This window comes from Haloferax mediterranei ATCC 33500, from assembly GCF_000306765.2.
GTDB classification, from domain to species: domain Archaea; phylum Halobacteriota; class Halobacteria; order Halobacteriales; family Haloferacaceae; genus Haloferax; species Haloferax mediterranei.
The window spans coordinates 2,464,783-2,483,885 of sequence record NC_017941.2; the positions used below are offsets into that span (position 1 = coordinate 2,464,783).

General features: G+C 58.3%; 17 protein-coding genes. 10 read left to right on the plus strand and 7 right to left on the minus strand.

The genetic code is table 11. The annotated features are described in order from the left end of the window. Positions 1-154: 154 nt before the first annotated feature. From HFX_RS12585 to HFX_RS12595, 3 genes are all read left to right on the plus strand, one after another. Positions 155-427 carry a DUF2249 domain-containing protein gene (locus HFX_RS12585; protein ID WP_004059595.1) on the plus strand — a complete coding sequence of 91 codons (273 nt, stop codon included), beginning with the start codon at positions 155-157 and terminating at the stop codon, positions 425-427. Positions 428-684: 257 nt separating this feature from the next. Further along, the gene (gene nirK / locus HFX_RS12590; protein WP_004059594.1) at positions 685-1,764 is read left to right on the plus strand and encodes a copper-containing nitrite reductase; all 1,080 of its coding nucleotides are present in this window, start codon (positions 685-687) and stop codon (positions 1,762-1,764) included. Positions 1,765-1,911: 147 nt separating this feature from the next. Continuing rightward, a complete protein-coding gene (locus HFX_RS12595; RefSeq protein WP_004059593.1) occupies positions 1,912-2,529 on the plus strand; it encodes a hypothetical protein in 618 nt (205 codons plus the stop codon). Positions 2,530-2,577: 48 nt separating this feature from the next. Here HFX_RS12595 and HFX_RS12600 read toward each other — a convergent pair whose 3' ends face one another. The 6 genes from HFX_RS12600 to HFX_RS12620 form a co-directional block, all read right to left on the minus strand. Continuing rightward, positions 2,578-2,886, minus strand: coding sequence for a cupin domain-containing protein (locus HFX_RS12600; protein ID WP_004059592.1), 309 nt, complete (start codon positions 2,884-2,886; stop codon positions 2,578-2,580). Positions 2,887-2,958: 72 nt separating this feature from the next. Continuing rightward, a complete protein-coding gene (locus HFX_RS12605) occupies positions 2,959-4,326 on the minus strand; it encodes a heme-copper oxidase family protein (protein WP_004059591.1) in 1,368 nt (455 codons plus the stop codon). 142 nt (positions 4,327-4,468) lie between these two features. Next, a complete protein-coding gene (locus HFX_RS12610; RefSeq protein WP_004059590.1) occupies positions 4,469-4,702 on the minus strand; it encodes a DUF2249 domain-containing protein in 234 nt (77 codons plus the stop codon). A 105-nt stretch (positions 4,703-4,807) separates the two neighbouring features. Then, complete coding sequence (gene gdhB, locus HFX_RS12615) at positions 4,808-6,127, minus strand: glutamate dehydrogenase GdhB (RefSeq protein ID WP_004059589.1); 1,320 nt, start codon at positions 6,125-6,127, stop codon at positions 4,808-4,810. Then, positions 6,127-6,270 carry a rubrerythrin-like domain-containing protein gene (locus tag HFX_RS19730; RefSeq protein WP_004059588.1) on the minus strand — a complete coding sequence of 48 codons (144 nt, stop codon included), beginning with the start codon at positions 6,268-6,270 and terminating at the stop codon, positions 6,127-6,129. Before HFX_RS19730 ends, gdhB begins: the two co-directional genes overlap by 1 nt. Positions 6,271-6,395: 125 nt before the next feature. Further along, complete coding sequence (locus tag HFX_RS12620; protein WP_004059587.1) at positions 6,396-9,266, minus strand: bacterio-opsin activator domain-containing protein; 2,871 nt, start codon at positions 9,264-9,266, stop codon at positions 6,396-6,398. 423 nt (positions 9,267-9,689) lie between these two features. On the opposite strand from HFX_RS12620, the gene HFX_RS12625 reads away from it, so the two are divergent. The 6 genes from HFX_RS12625 (at position 9,690) to bluB (ending at position 15,549) form a co-directional block, all read left to right on the plus strand. Then, on the plus strand, positions 9,690-10,610 hold the full coding sequence (locus HFX_RS12625; protein WP_231512872.1) for a putative sodium/potassium/calcium exchanger: 921 nt from the start codon (positions 9,690-9,692) through the stop codon (positions 10,608-10,610). A 193-nt stretch (positions 10,611-10,803) separates the two neighbouring features. After that, positions 10,804-11,673: a helix-turn-helix transcriptional regulator gene (locus HFX_RS12630; RefSeq protein WP_269321946.1), complete on the plus strand. Its 870-nt coding sequence runs from the start codon at positions 10,804-10,806 to the stop codon at positions 11,671-11,673. A gap of 174 nt (positions 11,674-11,847) precedes the next feature. After that, a complete protein-coding gene (locus HFX_RS12635) occupies positions 11,848-13,044 on the plus strand; it encodes an ABC transporter substrate-binding protein (RefSeq protein ID WP_004059584.1) in 1,197 nt (398 codons plus the stop codon). Between the two features lie 123 nt (positions 13,045-13,167). Next, positions 13,168-13,383, plus strand: a complete 216-nt coding sequence (locus HFX_RS12640; protein WP_231512870.1) for a hypothetical protein — start codon at positions 13,168-13,170, stop codon at positions 13,381-13,383. Positions 13,384-13,842: 459 nt separating this feature from the next. After that, positions 13,843-14,748 (plus strand): DUF4097 family beta strand repeat-containing protein, encoded by a 906-nt coding sequence (locus HFX_RS12645; protein ID WP_014732452.1) that lies wholly within the window; start codon positions 13,843-13,845, stop codon positions 14,746-14,748. Between the two features lie 105 nt (positions 14,749-14,853). Beyond that, the gene (gene bluB, locus HFX_RS12650) at positions 14,854-15,549 is read left to right on the plus strand and encodes a 5,6-dimethylbenzimidazole synthase (RefSeq protein WP_004059581.1); all 696 of its coding nucleotides are present in this window, start codon (positions 14,854-14,856) and stop codon (positions 15,547-15,549) included. 254 nt (positions 15,550-15,803) lie between these two features. Here bluB and HFX_RS12655 read toward each other — a convergent pair whose 3' ends face one another. Beyond that, the gene (locus HFX_RS12655; protein ID WP_004059580.1) at positions 15,804-18,344 is read right to left on the minus strand and encodes a methyl-accepting chemotaxis protein; all 2,541 of its coding nucleotides are present in this window, start codon (positions 18,342-18,344) and stop codon (positions 15,804-15,806) included. Between the two features lie 187 nt (positions 18,345-18,531). Between HFX_RS12655 and HFX_RS12660 the strand changes: the two genes are divergently transcribed. Further along, the gene (locus tag HFX_RS12660) at positions 18,532-19,098 is read left to right on the plus strand and encodes a TATA-box-binding protein (RefSeq protein ID WP_004059579.1); all 567 of its coding nucleotides are present in this window, start codon (positions 18,532-18,534) and stop codon (positions 19,096-19,098) included. Positions 19,099-19,103: the final 5 nt, after the last annotated feature.

The following is a 19,103-nucleotide window of genomic DNA, read 5'->3' on the forward strand; positions in this document are numbered from 1 at the left end:
TCGCGTTGCCGGTTGCGCCGTCGGTCTCATTATAGGGCTAGTTCATTCCCACAGCAAGAGAGTCGCATCCCGAATATATTCGCCCCCGTGACGGAGACCCCGGGCGAACCAGTTCGGGGTGAACTACCTGCAGGTGCAGGACCATCGATTGAACATGGATACCGATGCGTACCTCGACGAAGTTGGTGCACCGAACAGACGAACAGTCGACTTTCTCGACGCGCGCGAACTCCCCCCACCGGAACCACTTCAACAGACGATGAACCGGCTGGTGGAACTCGACGCCGAGACGGTGTTCGTCCAACTCAACGACCGAGCGCCGCAGTTCCTCTATCCGAAACTTGAGGACCGCGGGTTCTCGTATCGAACCGCCGAACACGACGACGGCGTCGTCACCGCAATCTGGCAGGCAGAACCCGACGAGTGAGTACTGCAAGAAATCGACCGGGCAACCACATTCGGTCACGATACATGAAAATGGAGGTGTTTGAAATATATGGAGAAAATAGCCACTAATCAAACAATCCTTCCGCAGAGTCTTCTCAGTATGTGATTAGAAGTCCACCAGTAGGAAACGTACGTCCAATCTTCACCGAATATGTTCGCACAGCATCTCTCAACGGTGAAATCGGTGTTTGATTATACCCGTCGAAAACTCCTCGATTCAACTGGAGGGAGACGACAATGCTATCAACAACCCGAAGACGGACGTTACAGTTACTCGGTCTCGGCGGTGTCGCATCACTCGCAGGGTGTGCCTCTGAGGCACCGACCGCGGCACAATCGCTCGACCAAACTGAAGAACCAACCCCGGCGCAACAAGAGAGCCCGAAAATCGTGGAGCAAGTCGCAGCTAACCCGACGGATATCCCAGACCCGATTACCCGAAGCGAACCCACCGAAGTGGACGTAACGCTCCGTCCAGAGGAGGTGACAGCCGAGGTGGAAGAGGGAGTCACGTTCACCTACATGACCTACAACGGGCAGGTACCGGGACCGTTTATCCGCGTCCGGCAGGGCGACACGGTCAACCTGACCTTCGAGAACCCAGAAGAGAACTCCATGCCGCACAACGTCGATTTCCATGCGGTCGCCGGTCCCGGTGGCGGCGCGGAAGCGACGATGACGAACCCCGGTGAGACAGTGAAAATCCGGTTCAAAGCGACCTATCCCGGTGCGTACATCTACCACTGTGCGGTGCCGAACATGGATATGCACATCAGCGCGGGGATGTTCGGACTCATCCTCGTCGAACCGCCGGAGGGACTTCCGGAAGTCGACAAAGAGGTCTACATCGGACAGCACGAACTGTACACCGACAAGAAGGCGGGCAAGAAAGGAAAGCACAACTTCGACTTCGAAGCGATGCGGAACGAAGAACCGACGTACGTCGTCATGAACGGTGAAAAGTACGCGTGGACCGACGCCGGACGCGGCCCCGCAGCGACCGTCAACACCGGCGAGACGGTTCGGGTGTTCTTCGTCGACGGCGGGCCGAACCTCTCCAGTAGCTTCCACCCCATCGGCAGCGTCTGGGAGACGCTCTACCCCGATGGGTCGCTGAGTACGGACCCACAGACGCACATCCAGACGCGGCTCGTGCCGCCAGGAAGTACGACAGTCGCGACAATGAGTTCGCCAGTTCCGGGTGACTTCAAACTCGTCGACCACTCACTGTCCCGTGTCACACGCAAGGGTTGTATGGCAGTTATCAGAGCAGAGGGGCCCGAAGACCCCGAAATCTTCGACCCAAACCCTGAGTAGGTGACAACCGCCCGTATCGGGCAGTGAAACTGTTCCTTCGATTCCCACCTCGGTGCTGTTCCTTCGATTCTCGCTGCTTCTTCTCTCCCCATCCCGGTGAACATGTCCGGGGGTACCCATAGGGTCCGTCCGACCGTCGATACAGGTATGATCGGATTCCCCTCACCGTTCGGCGGCGGAAGCGACGACGAACTCTTCGACGAGTACGACGAGTTCGTCCCCGAGCACATCCCCGAACCGGACGAGTTCCTCGACGGACACCGCGTCCTCACCGGCGACGAGCACGTCGCGTTCCACGAGATTACCCGCGACCTGTTCGACGAGCGGACGGTGTACGATATGACCTTCAACTACAACCTCGCCCGATTGAATCTCGATACGCGGCACGAGGGTGCGGGCTACCGCTACGCGGAAGAGCGCGACGACCCCTCGGTGCTGCGAGCCGAATTCACGCCGACGACGCCGTTTTGCCCGCAGACGACTACACTCATCGTCGGGTCTTTTCGAGCGTGGAACGGACTCTCGGAGCGCCACGACTACGACCTCGTCCGCGTTCGCGTCTCGCAGATGCACCACCAAAGCGAGGTAATCAACGAGCAACTCAAGGAATTAGAGACGACAGTCGGTGACTCGGAGTCGGTCGGTTCAGGGTCGGCAGACGAAGACAGACTGTCCGCTACGGACGAGGACGCGATGGAGGGACTGAACGAGGGTGAACTCGACGTTGACGGATTCGGAGAGAGCAACCTCCAATCGCCGTTCTAACACTGAGGTCGGGATGTTTCGGGGACTGGTTCCCACACCAAAAGGCGGTTATTCAGAGGTGGGGGCTGGCGCGAACACGAGAACCGCCGTACTGTCGTCGACTGCGCGGGGCGAGATATCGCGTTCGCCGCTGAATTGAACGAGTTCCCCCGGATGTACGTCGACTGTCTCGTCGTCAAGAGACAGTTCGAGGTGGCCCGAGACGAGGTGGAGGACGATATCCATCCCCGGGTGGGTATGTGCAGGGATTTTCTCACCTTGTTCGAGGGTGAGCCTGACCGTTCGGGGCCTGTGTGCTTCGAAGACCTCTGCGTGCGTCTCTTCTGGAAGTTCGTCGAGGGAGGTATGTTCAGCCATGAGTGGGTTGTAGTCCAGCGAGCGGGTAAGTGTTCAGCCGAACCGGTTCGGAACTGCCGGGCAGGGAAATTGTCACCTCGTGTCGACCGAGTCAGTCGAATCGTGCCCCGGTTCGGCGTCTTCGAACAGGGTCGTAACCAGAACGCCGAACAACGAGTGAGGGCTGTGCGTTCGGATGACCGACAACACGTTGGTGATGAACAACGCGACGCCGACGAGAATGAAGGCGCTTCCCAGTCCGGTCGCCACGGTCGGAAGCGCGAATAAATCGGCCGCGACGAGTACGACGCTCCCCCCGACGAGGAGTCCGAAATCGAGCGTGGCGAGGCGAGTGCTGTACAGGTCGTCGACCATCGGGACCGACTCGTATCCGAGTCGGTCGCTGTAGCGGTGAACCCAGACGATGAACGGGACGACGTGGTACAAGGTGCCGAAGATGACGAAGCCGACGAAGCCGACGGCAAAGAGGTGGACTGTGGCTGGCGCGCCGAATAACGTGTCGCGGGCGAGCGGGTTCGCGAGCCACGACGGAAGCGTGAGCAGTCCCCAGACTGCGAGTGCCGGTGCGGCGACTGCATACCGAGCGAGCATCGGGTTCCAGCCGACCGACGACTCGTAGAGTCGCCGCCCGAACACGACGCTAAAGCCGAGCAGTGAGAGTGTGACGAAAAGCCCGCCGACCCGAGCGAGCGACGCGAACTCGACGAGTCGTCCGGTTGCGAGGAGCAGGACACCGACGGGGTATCCGACTTCCTCGACCCGCTGGAGCCAACTATCGATACGACCGAGTTCCGTCTGCGTGAACATGGGACCGAGTTGGTAGAGCGCGCCGACGATTGTCGTCACGACCGCACCAAACACAGCAAGCGTCGCATGTGACTCGATGACGGCCCCTCGCGTCACGCCAAGTGTCGCAAAGACGGGATAGACGAACCCGAGCGCGAGAAGGAACCCAAACGTCGTGACGAGCAAGAAAAATCCGAGTGCGAGAGCGAAATGTCGCTCCGTCACGTCGTACTCACTGCACCGCCGAAGCGTTCGGCCGATATTGTACGCGAAGACCCAGAAGCCGAGGAGCATCGCGGCACCGAACACGGGCGTCCATGCGAACTCACCCAGAAGGAGACTCACGGCGAACCCGACCAAACCACCGGTCACCAACCACAACTGAACGGTCGAAAGTCGCTGAGAGTAAAGTTCGACGCCGGACCAGACCGGAACGAACTGCGTCATCGCGCCCATGATGGTCACACAAACCCACCCCGTAAGCAGGAGATGAACATGCGCGAGCGTGCTGCCACCGGAGATGACATCCAAGACGATGCCGAGTCCGATGGCCACCCCAAACAGGAGGAGACCGAGGGCGACGAGAAAGTGGCGAAGCGGGACTGTCATCGGCGGTTGCCGGGACGCTTCGACTTTCGCGAGGAGATTGTTCATACACTAGTGGACGAACCGCTGGACTGTACAGGTGCCTCCGAACATATTCGCCACTCACGGTGTGCACGATATACGTCGAAGGAGTACGGTGAAGAGTGTGCGCCGACGGACTGTCTCGCGGCGCTCGGGCCGACGACTGCGACTATTTTTTCGGGAACGTCGCAGCGAATTCTGCCGGGCCGCGCTGCTCGACGGCGTAGTTGTCGGCATCGAATGCATCGACCTCGGCCTGCATTTCGTAGAACAGCGGCTTCGGGTCGTGGTCGTTCAGAATCGTGAGCGCCTCGCCGCTTTCGAGGTCGTCAAACGCGCTGTGAATCTTCGGATGGCGCTCTGCGGGAGGTAACTCGCGAACGTCGAGTGTCGTATCGGACATGCATCTCCCGGTTCTCGACCCTCCATTGAGGGTGTTGTCCCGAACATATTCGGCGACAACCTCCGCAACGTGGTCGACGAGTGCAGAACTACGGAGGCCGACGAATCAGGGCCAGAGCCCGCGCGCGTCGTGTGCTGCCGCAATCCGCGACAGTGCAACGATGTACGCCGCATCGCGCCACGGGACGTCGCGCGACTCGTATTCGTCGCGGACGACCGACCACGCGTTCAGCATCTCCGTTTCGAGTTCGTCGTGGACGCGTTCGAGGGACCACGTCCGCCGGTTGATGTCCTGCAACCACTCGAAGTAGCTCACGGTGACGCCGCCAGCGTTGGCGAGAATATCCGGGATGACCGGAACCCCACGCTCGGCGAAGTTGGCGTCGGCCGCACTCGTCGTCGGCCCGTTAGCACCCTCGACGATGAGGTTCGCCTGTACGTCGTCGGCGTTCTCGGCGGTCAAGACGTTGCCGACCGCCGCCGGGATGAGCACGTCGACGTCGAGTTCGAGGAGTTCCTCGTTCGAAAACGTCTCCGGCGCGTCGTGCGTCATCACGGCTTCGGGTTCTTCTTCGTGAGTCGGAATTGCGTGCGTGTCCAGTCCGTCGGGGTCGTAGATTGCGCCGTTCACGTCGGAGACGGCGACGACATTCGCGCCGTAATCATCGAGCAGACGTGCAGCGGGGGCACCGACGGAACCGAAGCCCTGCACGGCGACCGTGGTGTCTTCGATATCCCAACTGAGGTAGTCGATGGCTTCGCGGGCGATGATGGCAACCGAGCGACCGGGTGCGGTATCACGGCCTTCGCTCCCACCGACAATCGGCGGTTTGCCCGTCACGACGCCGGGGACCGTCTCGCCTTCCTGCATCGAATAGGCGTCCATCACCCACGCCATCGTCTGCGGGTCGGTCCCCATATCCGGTGCCGGGATATCCTTCATCGGCCCGATGATGGTTCGAATCTCTTGTGTGAACCGTCGAGTGAGCCGTTCTTTCTCGTCGAGGGTCAGGTCCTTCGGGTTGACCGCGATACCGCCTTTCGCGCCGCCGAAGGGGAGGTCCATCACGGCGCACTTCCACGTCATCCACATCGAAAGCCCGACGCACTCATCGCGGGTCACACCCGGGTGATAGCGGAGGCCACCTTTGTAGGGACCGCGGACGCTGTCGTGCTGGGCTCGGTAGCCGGTGTAGACCGAAACAGACCCGTCGTCGCGCTCGATTGGGACGGTCACCTCGTGGACTGCTTCCGGGTGTTTGAGACGCTCGACCACGTTTGGGTCGATATCGAGGTGGTCGGCGGCGCGGTAGAGCTGTCGCCGTGCCGTTTCGAGCGCCGACTCCGACGCTGGCTTCGGCTCCGAGGACTGAGACGCTGCCTCCGCGGTGTTAGGGGACGACCCTTCAGGTTCAGATGTCTGCATTACTCGAGTGGCGTTCCTCGGTTCCGGAGTCGACCGCTACAGTCGGGGCAGGTTCCGGGGTTCGATTCTGCGACGATAATCGTCCCGCACTGGAAGCACTCGTACGGCCGTTCGCTATCGGGGTTCGCTGGAACATCTCTCATAGATATCTGAGCGCGCCGAACTCGTGCCGACCGCGCTCTGCAAACAGATATCAATTGTATAAGGGAGTATTTACACGTTGAATAACGAAGTAGTTGCAGAAGTTCTACCTAGTTATTCAACTCTTTTATAAAGAGTCAGTGGATGCCGGGATACTGGCGTCTTCGAACAGCGTCGAGAACAGCTTTCGTTGCACTGTGCGTACATGTTGATAGAACGCTGGCGGCGAGATGTCGAGCATGTCGGCGACGTCCTCGCCGGTGTTCTCTCGCGGGGATTCGAAGAAGCCGCTGTAGTACGCTGTCTGGAGCACTTCGAGTTGGCGCTCGGTCAATCGTTCGAAGAACTTCGGCCCGGCCGTCTGCGCCTTCGACTGGTCAAACGTTCGCTTCGAACGGAGTTCGGCGACCGCGAATGCTCGTTTGACTAAGTCGGTGACGTGGTGTAAGTCGACGCTCTCGGGAACGTCAATGACGACTGTCGTGCGCGTTGTGTCGGCGGTTGCGCTCCGGAGCACCGCGCCGTGGTCTGCGAGTTCGAGCGCCAAGAACGGCTGCGAGAGGCGGAGTCTCAGTACCCCACCGGTGCCGTCGGCGGAGATTCGCTGGACATCGTCAACAGCGAGAATGTCTGCGGCTGCCCGTTCGACCGCCTTGACGGACGTGCCGTCAACGGTGACGAACACGAATGTCCCGTCCGCAGTCTGTTGGACACCCCCCTGATACGAGACCGAACAGTCAGCCTGTGCCGCGAGTCTGGAGAGAACGAACGTCGAGTCGTCGATTCCGAACTCCAGGCGGGTCAAAGACGTTGTGAGGAGTGCGTTTTTCCGTTCGAGTGCACTCGTGGCTGAGGCGATCGTCTCACCGAGTTCGCCCAAGACCGCCTGGGCGGTTTCGTCGAACGCGTGCTGGCTGTCTGCGTAGACTGTCAGCACGCCGTAGGAGAATTCGTTGTACACGAGCGGGATGCTTAGTACCGACAGGAAGTCACGCGAGAGCGCGTGCTTTCGCCACTCTTCCTGTCTGAGTTTGCTGGCGACGTTGGTGACCATCACCATCTGCTGTGTTGCCGCCGTTCGGACCGATGGCTCGCTGCCGGACTGCGCTTGCTGAATCATCACACTATCTAGATAGCCCTGTTCGGCACCGGACCACGCGCGGGGTTCGAGCGTACCAGTCGCCGAATCGGCAGTGCCAATCCACGCGAAGTCGAACCTGTCGTCGGCGGTCAGGAGTTCGCAGACCGTGTGTTCGATTTCTTCGCGCGTCTCCGCCTGCACCAGTGCCTGGTCGATTTCGCGAATGGTCTCGTTGATTCGGTTTAGCGCCGTCAACTGGTCGTTTCGACGTTGCAGTTCTCGGTCCTGCTCGCGCAGCGTGCTCTCACGAGCGACCCTGTCGAGTGCCGCCTCGGCGGTAGCGGCCAACAGGTCGACGAGTTCGCGGGCGACGTCGTCGAAGACCGCTACATCGGGCGACCCGACGACGAACACGCCGTGTTCGCCGAGCGGAACGTACGCCGCGCTTCGGAGGTCAGTCGCTCTATTTTCGAGTTTCTGGGCGTCGTGTACGTCATCGAAAAACAACGCCTCGTCTTCGACGAAACTGTGACTGGGAAGTGTTTCAGTGTCCGCGTGGACGACCGAGAGCGGTCCGTTCACTCGCTCTATCTCGGGCGAACTGGCCACTGGCCGGAGGTCGTTCGCCTTCGCATCGAACAGGTAGACGGCGCTCGCGTCCACGTCGAGTACCCCGGCGGTGTCGTCGACGACGTGCTGGGCGATTTCGTGTTTCGTCTCCGCATAGAGGAAATCGCGCGCCGTCTCCTGAAGAGTCGCCAGCGCTTCTTCGCGTTGCTTTCGTTTGGTGATGTCACGACAGCTATACAGGAGCGTCCCGTCCTGAATCGAGACTTCACGGACGTTCACCAACAGCGTGTGTTCCCGGCCGAGTTTGTCAGTCGCGGTGCATTCGATGTTCTTGAGCACGCCCTCGGACGCGAGTTCGTCGCGGTCGAACAGGTCTTCGCCGAGTAGTTCGTCGATACCGCCCAACTCGCGAATTTCGTCGGCTGAGTAGCCGAAGATAAAGTGAACGTTCGGGCAGACGTAGGTGTACTCACCTGCCTCGTCGGTCATGAGGACGGTGTCGGTCATGTTGTTGAGCGTGACGCGGTGGAGTTCTTCGGACTGTCGAAGGTCCCGTTCGAGGTCGACTCGGTCGGTGATATCGACTCCCTCGACAACGACCGAAACGAGTTCACCGCGCTCGGAGTGAACCGGCCGTGCGGAGAGTTCGATGACCTGCACCGAATCCGCGTCGGGGCGGGTGACGACCGCGTTCCCGAACGTGCCGTTTAGCGCGGGGTCGATGATTTGTTTCACGTCTTCCCGCGTACCAGCGGAGTCGGTCCACCACGGGAGTTCCCAGAACGGCCGCCCGACGACTTCCTCAACGCCACGGTCGACCATCTCCTGTGCGGTCCGGTTCACGCGAGCGAGGTTGCCGTCGGCGTCGAGCACCCACGTCGCGGTTCGCGAGTCGTGAAAGATGGCATCAAACTGTCGTGCTCGCTCGCGGCGGGTCCCAGTTCGCCGGGTATCACGAAGACAGCGTTCGGCCCGCGAGAGAACGTGCTCCGGATCGACCGTATCCGACGACGAGAGTGCGATATAGTCGTCGACCCCGGCGGCAATCGCGTCACTGGCGAGTGATTCACTTCCCCCGGCAGTACACAACACGACGGGAAGCGTGGGAGCGTACTCACGAACCCGCGCGAGCAGTTCGAGCCCCGTCGATTCATCCAGTTCGTACTCCGTGATAACGCAGTCGATGGCCTGCGACCGGACTGCTTCGAGCGCATCCTCGGCGGTCGGTTCCATCCGTACGGTCGCCTCGGTACTCGTTTGCAGGGCCACTGCAACCGGAGCGACCCAACTGGTCTTCCCAACGAGAACGACGCTCGCTGTGTTCAAGGTACCGGCGGATGCGTCCATTGCGGTGGGGTAACAGAGCGGTGAGGTTCAAGATGTCGACACCACACAGAGAGTCTTTTCCGGAAAGGTTGCAAGCCAATCTCAGCGGTGGTCACGCTCACCACGCAAAACTAGCCGGTGCGTTACTGACCAGTAACCATATGGGTACCTTCGTCACCCATTAGTTATCGAGAGTATAGCTGGTTACCAACCTTCCTCTTCATCACCTAGTGGTTAGCGAGAATATATCGATTGATAATACGTACTAGTATATGCTGTTCACAGTGTCTGTAAGCCACGAATCAATGAATTGAGCAATTGTCAATTGCAGCATGATTTGATTCTGAAGCTATCGGCTTCCCGTGAGCAGAGGTGAACACAATGATAACTAAATACCTACTCAAACCTCTCTCCACTCTACTAGTGCTCAGTATGGTGCTGTCGGTGATAGCTGCGCCAGCCGCAGCGAGTCACCGGTCCGACTTCGATGTCGAGATTGGAGACAACCGTGTCGAGCTTCAAGGCGACGACTTCGACATCGAATTTAGAGACGACGGTCGGATCGACATCGAAGGCGAAGATGACGATCTCGATATCGAACTCGACGGTGACCGCGTCGAAATCGATAGCGATGACGTTGACGTTGATATCGACGACAACTCGATCGAGGTCGAAGGCCGTAGCGGTGGCAGCCTCGGGCTCGACGTCGAGTACGACGGCGAGGACCTCGAGGTCGAAAGTGACGATTTCGACATCGAACGTAGAAACGGCGAACACGACATCGAAACCAACGACGAAGACCTCGAGGTCGAGAGCGATGGCGACACCATCGAAATCGAGAGCGACGACTTCGATGTCGAGTTCGACGACGACCGTATCGAGATAGAGGGTGACGACTTCGACGTCGAGATCGACGCTGACGGCGACGTCGAGGTCGAAACCGATGAGTTCGACTTCGAGTACGACGGCGACGAACTCGACCTCGAAAGCGACGACTTCGACGTCGAGTTCGATGACGGTCGCATCGAAGTTGACGGCGACGACAGAGACTTCGAGTTCGACCTCGACTCGAACAATGGCTTCGGTGGCCTCGATATCGATGCCGACGATGACGATGTCGACTTCGACGTGGAGCTAGACGACCTCGAAGTCGAACGCGACGGCGACCGCGCCGAGGTCGACAGCGACGACCTAGAGTTCGACAGCGATGATGGTGAAGTCGACATCGAGGTTCGTTCTGGCGGCGGCGTGGACATCGAAATCCGTGACGGACGCGTCGAGTTCGAGAACGACGACTTCGACATCGACCACGACGGCGACGAATTCGAGTTCGAGGGCGGCGACCTCGACCTCGACCAAGACTGAGCACCGTCCCAGTGATTTTTGATCGCAGTAGAGACGGAGTAGAGACACTGACAGGAACTATCGTGGCTCCGACTTTGGTCCCGTTTTGGCCTGTAATATGTGAGCAATCGAGCCTAAACAGCGCCAGCGGTGTCGGAGCAATTCGCGTGTAGAAACTAATTTAGGCTGCCCTAAATAATACGCTTTCATTCAGATGCCGATAGTAAATTCGGAGCACCGGGTGGGAGGCTGGAACGACGGAGGCCCGTCGCACAGTGCGATTGAATCGGTCGCATTCCTTACTCGCTCGGAACACCGCGTCCACGTTCTCGAACTGCTTGACCAGGGGCCTTGTACCCGCGATAAACTGAAGGAGCGGATGAACGTTTCACGAGTAACGCTTAGTCGAATCCTCGGTGACTTAACGGACCGCGGATGGATTACACGAAACACGTCGGAGAACGTGTACACGCTCACCAACTTCGGGGAACTTGTGTACACGGATTTCAGCCGACTACTCGGGACTGTGTCGGTCGGAAGCGAATACCCCAACATCGTCGAGCGACTGCCGACGGAGTGGTTCGACTTCGACCTTCGGTGTCTCGCCGACAGTGAACTGGTGGCTGGTGAGAGCGCGGACCCGCTGTCTGCGGCTCGTGTCGTTGCGAACGCCGTTCAGAATGCATCTTCCTGTGACTCCTTCCTTGGGACGTTTATCACCCTTCCAATGTACACCTACGAAGAGGCGGTCCGGGCGGGAAACGAGCCGGAGACGACCGTCGTCTTCGATGCCGATGTTACCGAAACCATGCTCACCGATTCGGACTTAGTGAACCGGTGGCAGGAGATCGAGGGCGCCACCGAGTCTGTAGTCTACTACTGTGTCGAGAATCGCGTCCCTTGCAGTATTGACCTCATCGACGAGGAGACGGTGTTCCTGACCGTCGACCGCGAACAGCAAAGCGGCTTTGACATCATACGGTCTACGCACCCTGAAGTGGTCGAGTGGGCACAGAAAGTACTCGAGGAGTACCAAGCGATAGCAACCCCGCTCAAGCAGCGTGCGAGTAACAGCGAGACCTAAACATCCGAATCGAAAACACGACCGGCCAGAGGATACAGTTCTATAGGAGATTGCAGTGAGGAGATTGTAGGGAAATGACATTGTAGTGATAGAAACACACCGTGATACACGTAACACGGTGTGTTTCAACGTAAGCCAGGAATCACTAATACGTTTTAGGACAGCCTAAACCACATGCCGAATAGGCGTCAACTACTCTCTCGTAGCGCAGGTCTGATTGCCGTTGGTCTCGCTGGCTGTCTGGGAAGTAACTCCAACTCGGAGACGACAACAAGCACGAACGAGTCTACGGAGACGGAGACACCGACGAATACGACCGCTTCTGAGACGGAAGAAGGTATCGAACCGTACACCGTGACGGTCGAGCCGAACCCGTCGTACACCTTCGAAGAGGTCCCCGAAACGTACGCAACTATCCCCAGCGTCTGGATGGATATCGGGATGGCACTCGGGATACAGCCCTCGGCGACGGCGAGTCTCAAGCGCGCACCGTTGAAATTCTACGAGCTGCTCCCTGGAGTCTCCTTCGACGAGAGCGAGATTACAAAGCTCGCAGAGGGTTCCGAATCGGGGTTCGACAAGGAGAACTTCTACGCGGCGGACTGCGATGTCCACCTCATCGACCGTCGGATGCTGAAGTTCTATGCCAACTGGGACGAGTCCGACCTCGACGAGATTTCCACCAGTGTCGGTCCGTTCCTCGGCTCGTCGATTCGGTTCGCCTCCACATCGGTGACCGAAAACGAGCCGTACTACGACCTATACGGTGCATTCGAGAAGGGGGCAAAAATCTTCCAGCGACAGGACCGCTTCGAGGCGTGGCAGTCGCTTCACGACGACTTCATGTCTGAGATTACATCGGAGCTTCCGCCCGAAGACGAACGGCCGACTGTCGCTGCAATCTGGCGCGGCGTCAACCCCGATTCCGGGAAGTTCCGCATCGCACCGCTCCATCCACTCCAGAACAACACGCTCACCTACCGTCGCCTCGGGATGCGAGACGCGTTTGCGGGGCGCGTTCCGGACGGTCCCATCGGCTACGAAGAACTGCTCGACGTCGACCCGGACTACATCGGCGCAGTCGGTGGTCTCACTTCGTTGACGCACGAGGAATTCGTGAACACCATCGTCGAACCGTTCGAGAACAACCAGAACGCGAAGAACCTGACCGCCGTTCAAGAGAAAAATCTCGTCCGAACCGCCGGGCAGTTCATGGGTCCTATCGTCGACCTCTTCGCAACCGAGGCGCTCGCCAAGATGGTCTACCCCGACACGTTCGGCGAATGGCCGGGGTCCGCAGCGGAAATCCCCGAGTCAGAACGGCTCTTCGACCGCCAACGAGTCTCGGACATCATCAACGGAAACAACTAGGCCGTCAGGAATACTCGACCCCCGCACTAATTGTATATTTTCATACAATAATGCCATAGTAGGACAAACGACTATATCGAGATGTACGACAGTCTTAATGTACATAGTAACGGTATATCGAATATGAAAGGTGCAACTGTTGACAATATAGAAACATTACTAGAGGGGGTCCTTGCGGAGGCGGACGATTCGGAGATTCACTTTAAAATTAGGACGGCGCTTCAGTTCCTGTCGGCCCTCAGAGTCCAGCACCAAGACGAACTCGAAATCATCGAGGACAGCGGTGAAATCGACTCGGACGTGTTCGAGAATCTCCGCAAGATGGGATACATTGAGTAGCGGTATTGACGTTGGCCTTCTGACATCAAGACCAGCTTATTATTCAAACGACGATGGACGTAACCAATTACGAATACGCGTCCGCGAGGACTACCTCAACGCTAATTCGGGAATACCTCAACGCTAATTCGGGAATACCTCAACGCTAATTCGGGAATTACCGTACTGGGTACCTGTCTTACCCATTAGTTATCGAAAGTATAGCTGGTTACCGACCTTCTTCTCCCTCACCCATTGGTTAGCGAGAGTATATCTTCTAAGAATGCTTACTAGTATACGCTGTTCACAGTGTTTGTAGCCCCAACTGTGGCGAATCAATAATTTGAGCTGCTATCAGTTGCAGTACATTATTGTTCTGAAACTGTTTCGGCTTCCCGTGAGCAGAGGTGAAAAACAATGATACCTAAGCGATTAACCAAACCTCTCTCCACCTTGCTAATTCTTAGCATGGTTCTGTCGATGATAGCTGCGCCAGCCGCAGCGAGTCACCGGTCCGACTTCGACGTCGAAATCGGAAATGACCGTGTTGAGGTCGAGGGAAACGACTTCGATATCGAATTTAGAAGCGACGGCCGCATCGACATCGAAGGTGACGATATCGAAATCGAACTCGACGGTGACCGGGTCGAAATCGATAGTGATGACGTCGACATTGATATCGACGACAACTCGATTGAAGTCGAGGGCCGCAGCGGCAGCAGCCTCGGGCTCGACGTCGAATACGACGGCGACGACCTCGAAGTCGACAGTGACGACTTCGATATCGAACGCAGAAACGGCGAATACGACGTTGAATCCCACGGTGGCGACCTCGAAATCGAGAGCGACGGCGACAACGTCGAGATAGAAGGCGATGACTTCGACATCGAGTTCAACGACAACCGTATCGAGATCCAGACTGACGAATTCGACATCGAAATCGACGCCGACGGCGACATAGAAGTCGAGACCAATGACTTCGAATTCGAGTACGACGGCGACGAACTCGACCTCGAAAGCGACGACTTCGACGTCGAGTTCGACGACGGCCGTATCGAAGTCGACAGCGACGACCAAGACTTCGAGTTCGACCTCGCCAGCGGCAGTGGCCTTGACATCGACGCCGATGACGACGGCGTGGATTTCGACGTTGAACTAGACGACCTCGAAGTCGAACGCCGTGGTGACCGCGTCGAGGTCGACAGCGACGACCTGGAGTTCGACAGCGATGACGGTCGCGTCGACATCGAGGTTCGTTCTGGTGGCGGCGTGGACATCGAAATCCGTGACGGACGCGTCGAGTTCGAGAACGACGACTTCGACATCGACCACGACGGCGACAAATTCGAGTTCGAGGGCGGCGACCTCGACCTCGACCAGGACTGAACACCGTCCCAACAATTTTTGGCCACAGTAGTGATTCCGTGGCTACTTTCGCCCGCAGTAGTCCCATCAAAATAGATATGAAACTATCGCTGGACTACCACAAATATGGTTGCTTTCGGACCGGACGAGCGGGAGGCCGTCTACAAATCCATCTATACGCGCCGGGATATCAGACGTTTTAGCGGGGAGGCGATTCCCGAAATAGCGCTCGCGCGTATACTCGATGCTGCACATCACGCCCCCAGCGTTGGGTTTTCGCAACCGTGGGACTTCGTGGTCATCGAAGACGACGACACGAAACGCGAGATTGCAGGAATTGCTGAGCGGGCGATTGCTGCCGCGCGTGAGGGCTATCAAGAACCGCGAAAGTCCGACTTCGGTGAGCTGAAATTAGAGGGTATTACCGATGCGCCGGTGAACATCTGTGTAACCTGCGACCCGACTCGCGATGCCCCCCACGTCCTCGGCCGCAATACGATGCAGGAGATGGACCGCTATTCGACGTGTCTCGCGGTCCAGAACCTCTGGTTAGCCGCTCGTGCCGAGGGTATCGGTGTCGGCTGGGTTTCGTTTCTCTATCCCCACGAAGTCCGTGACGTGCTGAATATTCCGCACCACATCCAACCAATCGCCTACCTCTGTGTTGGCTATCCCGAGGACGGATTCCCCGACGAACCGGTGCTTCAAAAACAGGGGTGGCGAGAGCGGATTGACGGAGACGAGTTAGTTCACTACGGGGAGTGGAACCACACGCAGACGCCAGCAAAGCAACCGCACGACTGCGTCTCAGTAGACGATTGAAAGGGTGTATCGTCGCAATGCAAGGATTTCCCGCTTGGGAATCGAAACACGGTGTCGGCTCCCAGAATGCGAAACGTTCGGTCAACTACGATACTCCCTATGAGACGCCAACGAACGAAGAACTATGAGACGCCAACGAACGAAGAACTATGAGACGCCAACGAACGAAGAACTATGAGACGCCAACGAACGAAGAACTATGAGACGCCAACGAACGAAGAACTATGAGACGCCAACGAACGAAGAATCTCGAGTTAGCGCCCGTTCGACGAATCGTACTCTGAGAGGCGAGTGGAAACCTGGTCGTTCATCTGCCGAAGCACGCGGTCGAGGTCGCGTCCATCGAAGAGTTCAGAGAGTCCCTCGGAGATGATTGTCCGGACGGTCGTAAACGGACCGACGCGAGCACCGCGCGTCGCCGGTGTGTCCTCGCTCTCGGCCAACTGTTCGAATGCGACCGCAAACTCGGGTTGTTCGTCGAACCAGCCGTCCCGGTCGAGAAGCTGTTTCGTCTGCTGGTGAACCGGGAAATAGCCCGTCTGACGGTGCCACCGGGCCTGCTGCTCGGGCTGTGTCAACCACGCAAGGAACTCGCCTGCGGCGGCCTGCTGTTGGTCCGGCACGTCGTCGGCGACCCAAAGCGAGGCTCCGCCGACGACGACTCCCGAGCGCGACCCGGGTGCCGGGAGCTTTCCGACCTTGGCGGTGAATCCGTTTGCGTCCGCTCCTTCGATGACCGACATGGTACTCGAACTGGAGTCGATGAGCATCGCCGCCTCCCCGTTGAGGAATGCATCCCGCGCATCGCCACGCGCCTCGACGCCGGGGTCGTAGAGAAGCCCGTTCTGTTCGAGGTCGCGCCACCACCCGAAGATGGTCGCCGCAGCCTCTCCATCGAAATTTGCGTGTTTTGAAGCCCCGTGTCGTCCGTTTTCGGCGTCGAAGAGACACTCGCCCGCCGCTGCAAACCACTGTTCGATAAACCAACTGTAGTTCGCCCACGTGGCTCCGTACTGAGTGGTTCCGTTCGTCGTCAACGTCGCCGCAGCATTCGTCACGTCGTCGAACGTCTCGGGCGGCGAATCCGGGTCGAGTCCGGCACGGCGGAACGCATCCGCATTGTAGTATAAGACAGGGTTCGACGCGTTGAACGGCATCGACCAGAGCGTGCCATCGTGGCGGTAGTAGTTCGCTATTTCGGGGACGAGAGCGTTTGCCGATGCGGTTCCGGGGAGAACCGATTCGACGGGCGTGAACTCCCCGCTGTCCAGTGCGCGCTGCGTTCCGATTTCGTAGAGTTGTGCAATCGTCGGCGGCATCCCCGAGCGTGCGGCAGCAAGGGTCGCATCGAACGTACCGCGATAGTTTCCTTTTGCCGCCGCTTCGACGCGGATATCGTCGTGCTCGGCGTTGAACTCCGACACCAACGAATCCAGTAACATCGCCTTCGACCCGGACATCGCATGCCAGAACTGGACGACCGTCTGGCCGCTTTCCGTCGTCCGCTCCGAACGTAACTGGTAGTCGTCGATTGTCTCTTGGAGCGCATCGGCTTGCTCCGTGAGGCTGTGTATCTTGCTTACCGCTTCGGAGAGCGAGACGGTCTGTCGCCGGGCCGAGCCAGCAACCTCGGTCGCCTGAGAGGCGGTCTCTTCACTGATTGCACCGACGTTGTCGGCCTGGGTCACAACCTCCTGCGACGTGGCCGCCTGCGAGTCCGTCGCATCACTAATCTCGTGGACGCTACTGTTGGTTTCGTGGATGTCTTCGACGACGCTATCGAGCGCGAGCAACGCATCTTGAATGGTCTCGCTGCCGTCTTCGATGCGACGTTTGGTGTCCGTGATTTCGTCGACCGTCTCGACCGACTGTGATTGGACCGCGTCAATCGTCGTCTCGATGTCTTCGGTTGCGGACTGTGTCTCCTCGGCGAGCGACTTCACCTCGTTCGCGACGACTGCGAATCCCTCTCCTGCTTCACCGGCGCGTGCTGCCTCGATTGAAGCGTTCAGCGCGAGGATGTTCGTCTGTTCGGCAATATCGGAGATTTTCGAGGCGATACCCGTAATCTCCCCAATGTGGTCGTTGAGCGTCTCGACTTGTTCGACCGTCGCGTTGGTCTGTTCGCCGATTGCGTCCAGTTCTTCGATTGCCTCCTCGGCCGCTTGCTTCCCCTGTTCACCCCGCGTGACTGCCTCGTCGGTGGAGTGTCTGATTTCGTCCGCCGACGCGGCGACCTCTTCAATCGTCGCCGACAGGTTCCGCATCTCGTCTGCGACTTCGTCGACGCTCTGACTCTGCTGGCGCGCACCAGTTGCGATATCGTCGACCGATTCGGCGACTGTCCGACTTTCGCTCCGACTCTCTTCGACCGAATCCGCGACGACCGCAGTCGAGGCAGCGACCTGTTCTGCGAACGCATCGACGTTGCGTATCGATGCTTGCATGCCCTCGAACAGTTCGTTGAGCAACCGCGCATGGCGTTCGAGCGTCGGGTCGTCCGGGACATCGACGCGAACGGTCAGGTCACCGTCGATACACTGTGCGACTGCGTCAGAGAGTGCTTCGAGTTGCTCCCTCGACGCAACTGCATCGTCGCGTTCGCGTTCGTGCGGATCTACTTCAGTCTCGCCTGTGAGAACTGTCTGCCCGTTGCTCGACGAAGGTGACGGTGGGTCGTCATCCTCGACCCGTTCCGAAGCATCTGTTTGCTCCGTGCCATTCGTGACGAGTGCTGTTTCGAGGGCCGCTCGGACCGATGACAATTGTTGTCGAATTCGGTCATCGCTGTTCATTATCTGAGTTCATTTATCATCGCTAATAATCACTCGGCTCCGAGTATCAGGGTTGATATCTGATGAGAAGGCCATGTGGTGTCGGAGGGGTAATTCGGGCAAATATAACAATTTATAATCATTGATTGGAGAAGGACTGCGTTCGCTCGGGGATTCTTTAAGTAGTAGTATATAAAACACAACTATGATGTCGCACGAAGCTCGTCTCGAGTCTCTTGAGATTCAGAACGTCGTCGCCTCCACGGCCGTTGGTCAGGAGTTAGACCTGGAATCGCTTTCGATGGACCTCGTCGGCGCGGACTACGACCCGGACAACTTCCCCGGACTCGTTTACCGCACGCAAGAGCCGAAAGCAGCGAGTCTCATCTTCCGCTCGGGTAAGATTGTGTGTACTGGCGCGAGCAGCGTCGACGATGTCGACCGAGCGCTCGAACAAGTCTTCGGGGAACTGAGTAAACTCGGTATCCCAACTGAGGACCGCGAAGAAGCCACGATTCAGAACATCGTCTCGAGTGCCGACCTCGGAACGACACTCAACCTGAACGCGCTTGCTATCGGACTTGGTCTCGAAGACGTCGAATACGAACCCGAACAGTTCCCCGGTCTCGTCTACCGAATCGACGAACCGAGTGTGGTTGTCCTGATGTTCGGCTCCGGTAAAATCGTCATCACGGGAGCCAAACAGGTCGAACACGCGCGCGAGGCGATTAACGTCGTCACCGACGAAATCGACTCGCTCGGTCTGCTCGGCTAAGCGCC

Bases quoted from the DNA above. Each gene is read 5' to 3' on its own strand.
- HFX_RS12610 (WP_004059590.1), bottom strand. From the start codon at position 4,702: ATGTCCGATACGACACTCGACGTTCGCGAGTTACCTCCCGCAGAGCGC.
- HFX_RS12640 (WP_231512870.1), top strand. From the start codon at position 13,168: ATGAAAGGTGCAACTGTTGACAATATAGAAACATTACTAGAGGGGGTC.
- HFX_RS12655 (WP_004059580.1), bottom strand. From the start codon at position 18,344: ATGAACAGCGATGACCGAATTCGACAACAATTGTCATCGGTCCGAGCG.
- HFX_RS12660 (WP_004059579.1), top strand. From the start codon at position 18,532: ATGTCGCACGAAGCTCGTCTCGAGTCTCTTGAGATTCAGAACGTCGTC.
- HFX_RS12605 (WP_004059591.1), bottom strand. From the start codon at position 4,326: ATGAACAATCTCCTCGCGAAAGTCGAAGCGTCCCGGCAACCGCCGATG.
- HFX_RS12630 (WP_269321946.1), top strand. From the start codon at position 10,804: ATGCCGATAGTAAATTCGGAGCACCGGGTGGGAGGCTGGAACGACGGA.
- nirK (WP_004059594.1), top strand. From the start codon at position 685: ATGCTATCAACAACCCGAAGACGGACGTTACAGTTACTCGGTCTCGGC.
- HFX_RS12595 (WP_004059593.1), top strand. From the start codon at position 1,912: ATGATCGGATTCCCCTCACCGTTCGGCGGCGGAAGCGACGACGAACTC.
- HFX_RS12635 (WP_004059584.1), top strand. From the start codon at position 11,848: ATGCCGAATAGGCGTCAACTACTCTCTCGTAGCGCAGGTCTGATTGCC.
- HFX_RS19730 (WP_004059588.1), bottom strand. From the start codon at position 6,270: ATGAGAGATGTTCCAGCGAACCCCGATAGCGAACGGCCGTACGAGTGC.
- HFX_RS12600 (WP_004059592.1), bottom strand. From the start codon at position 2,886: ATGGCTGAACATACCTCCCTCGACGAACTTCCAGAAGAGACGCACGCA.
- HFX_RS12645 (WP_014732452.1), top strand. From the start codon at position 13,843: ATGATAGCTGCGCCAGCCGCAGCGAGTCACCGGTCCGACTTCGACGTC.
- HFX_RS12620 (WP_004059587.1), bottom strand. From the start codon at position 9,266: ATGGACGCATCCGCCGGTACCTTGAACACAGCGAGCGTCGTTCTCGTT.
- bluB (WP_004059581.1), top strand. From the start codon at position 14,854: ATGGTTGCTTTCGGACCGGACGAGCGGGAGGCCGTCTACAAATCCATC.
- HFX_RS12585 (WP_004059595.1), top strand. From the start codon at position 155: ATGGATACCGATGCGTACCTCGACGAAGTTGGTGCACCGAACAGACGA.
- gdhB (WP_004059589.1), bottom strand. From the start codon at position 6,127: ATGCAGACATCTGAACCTGAAGGGTCGTCCCCTAACACCGCGGAGGCA.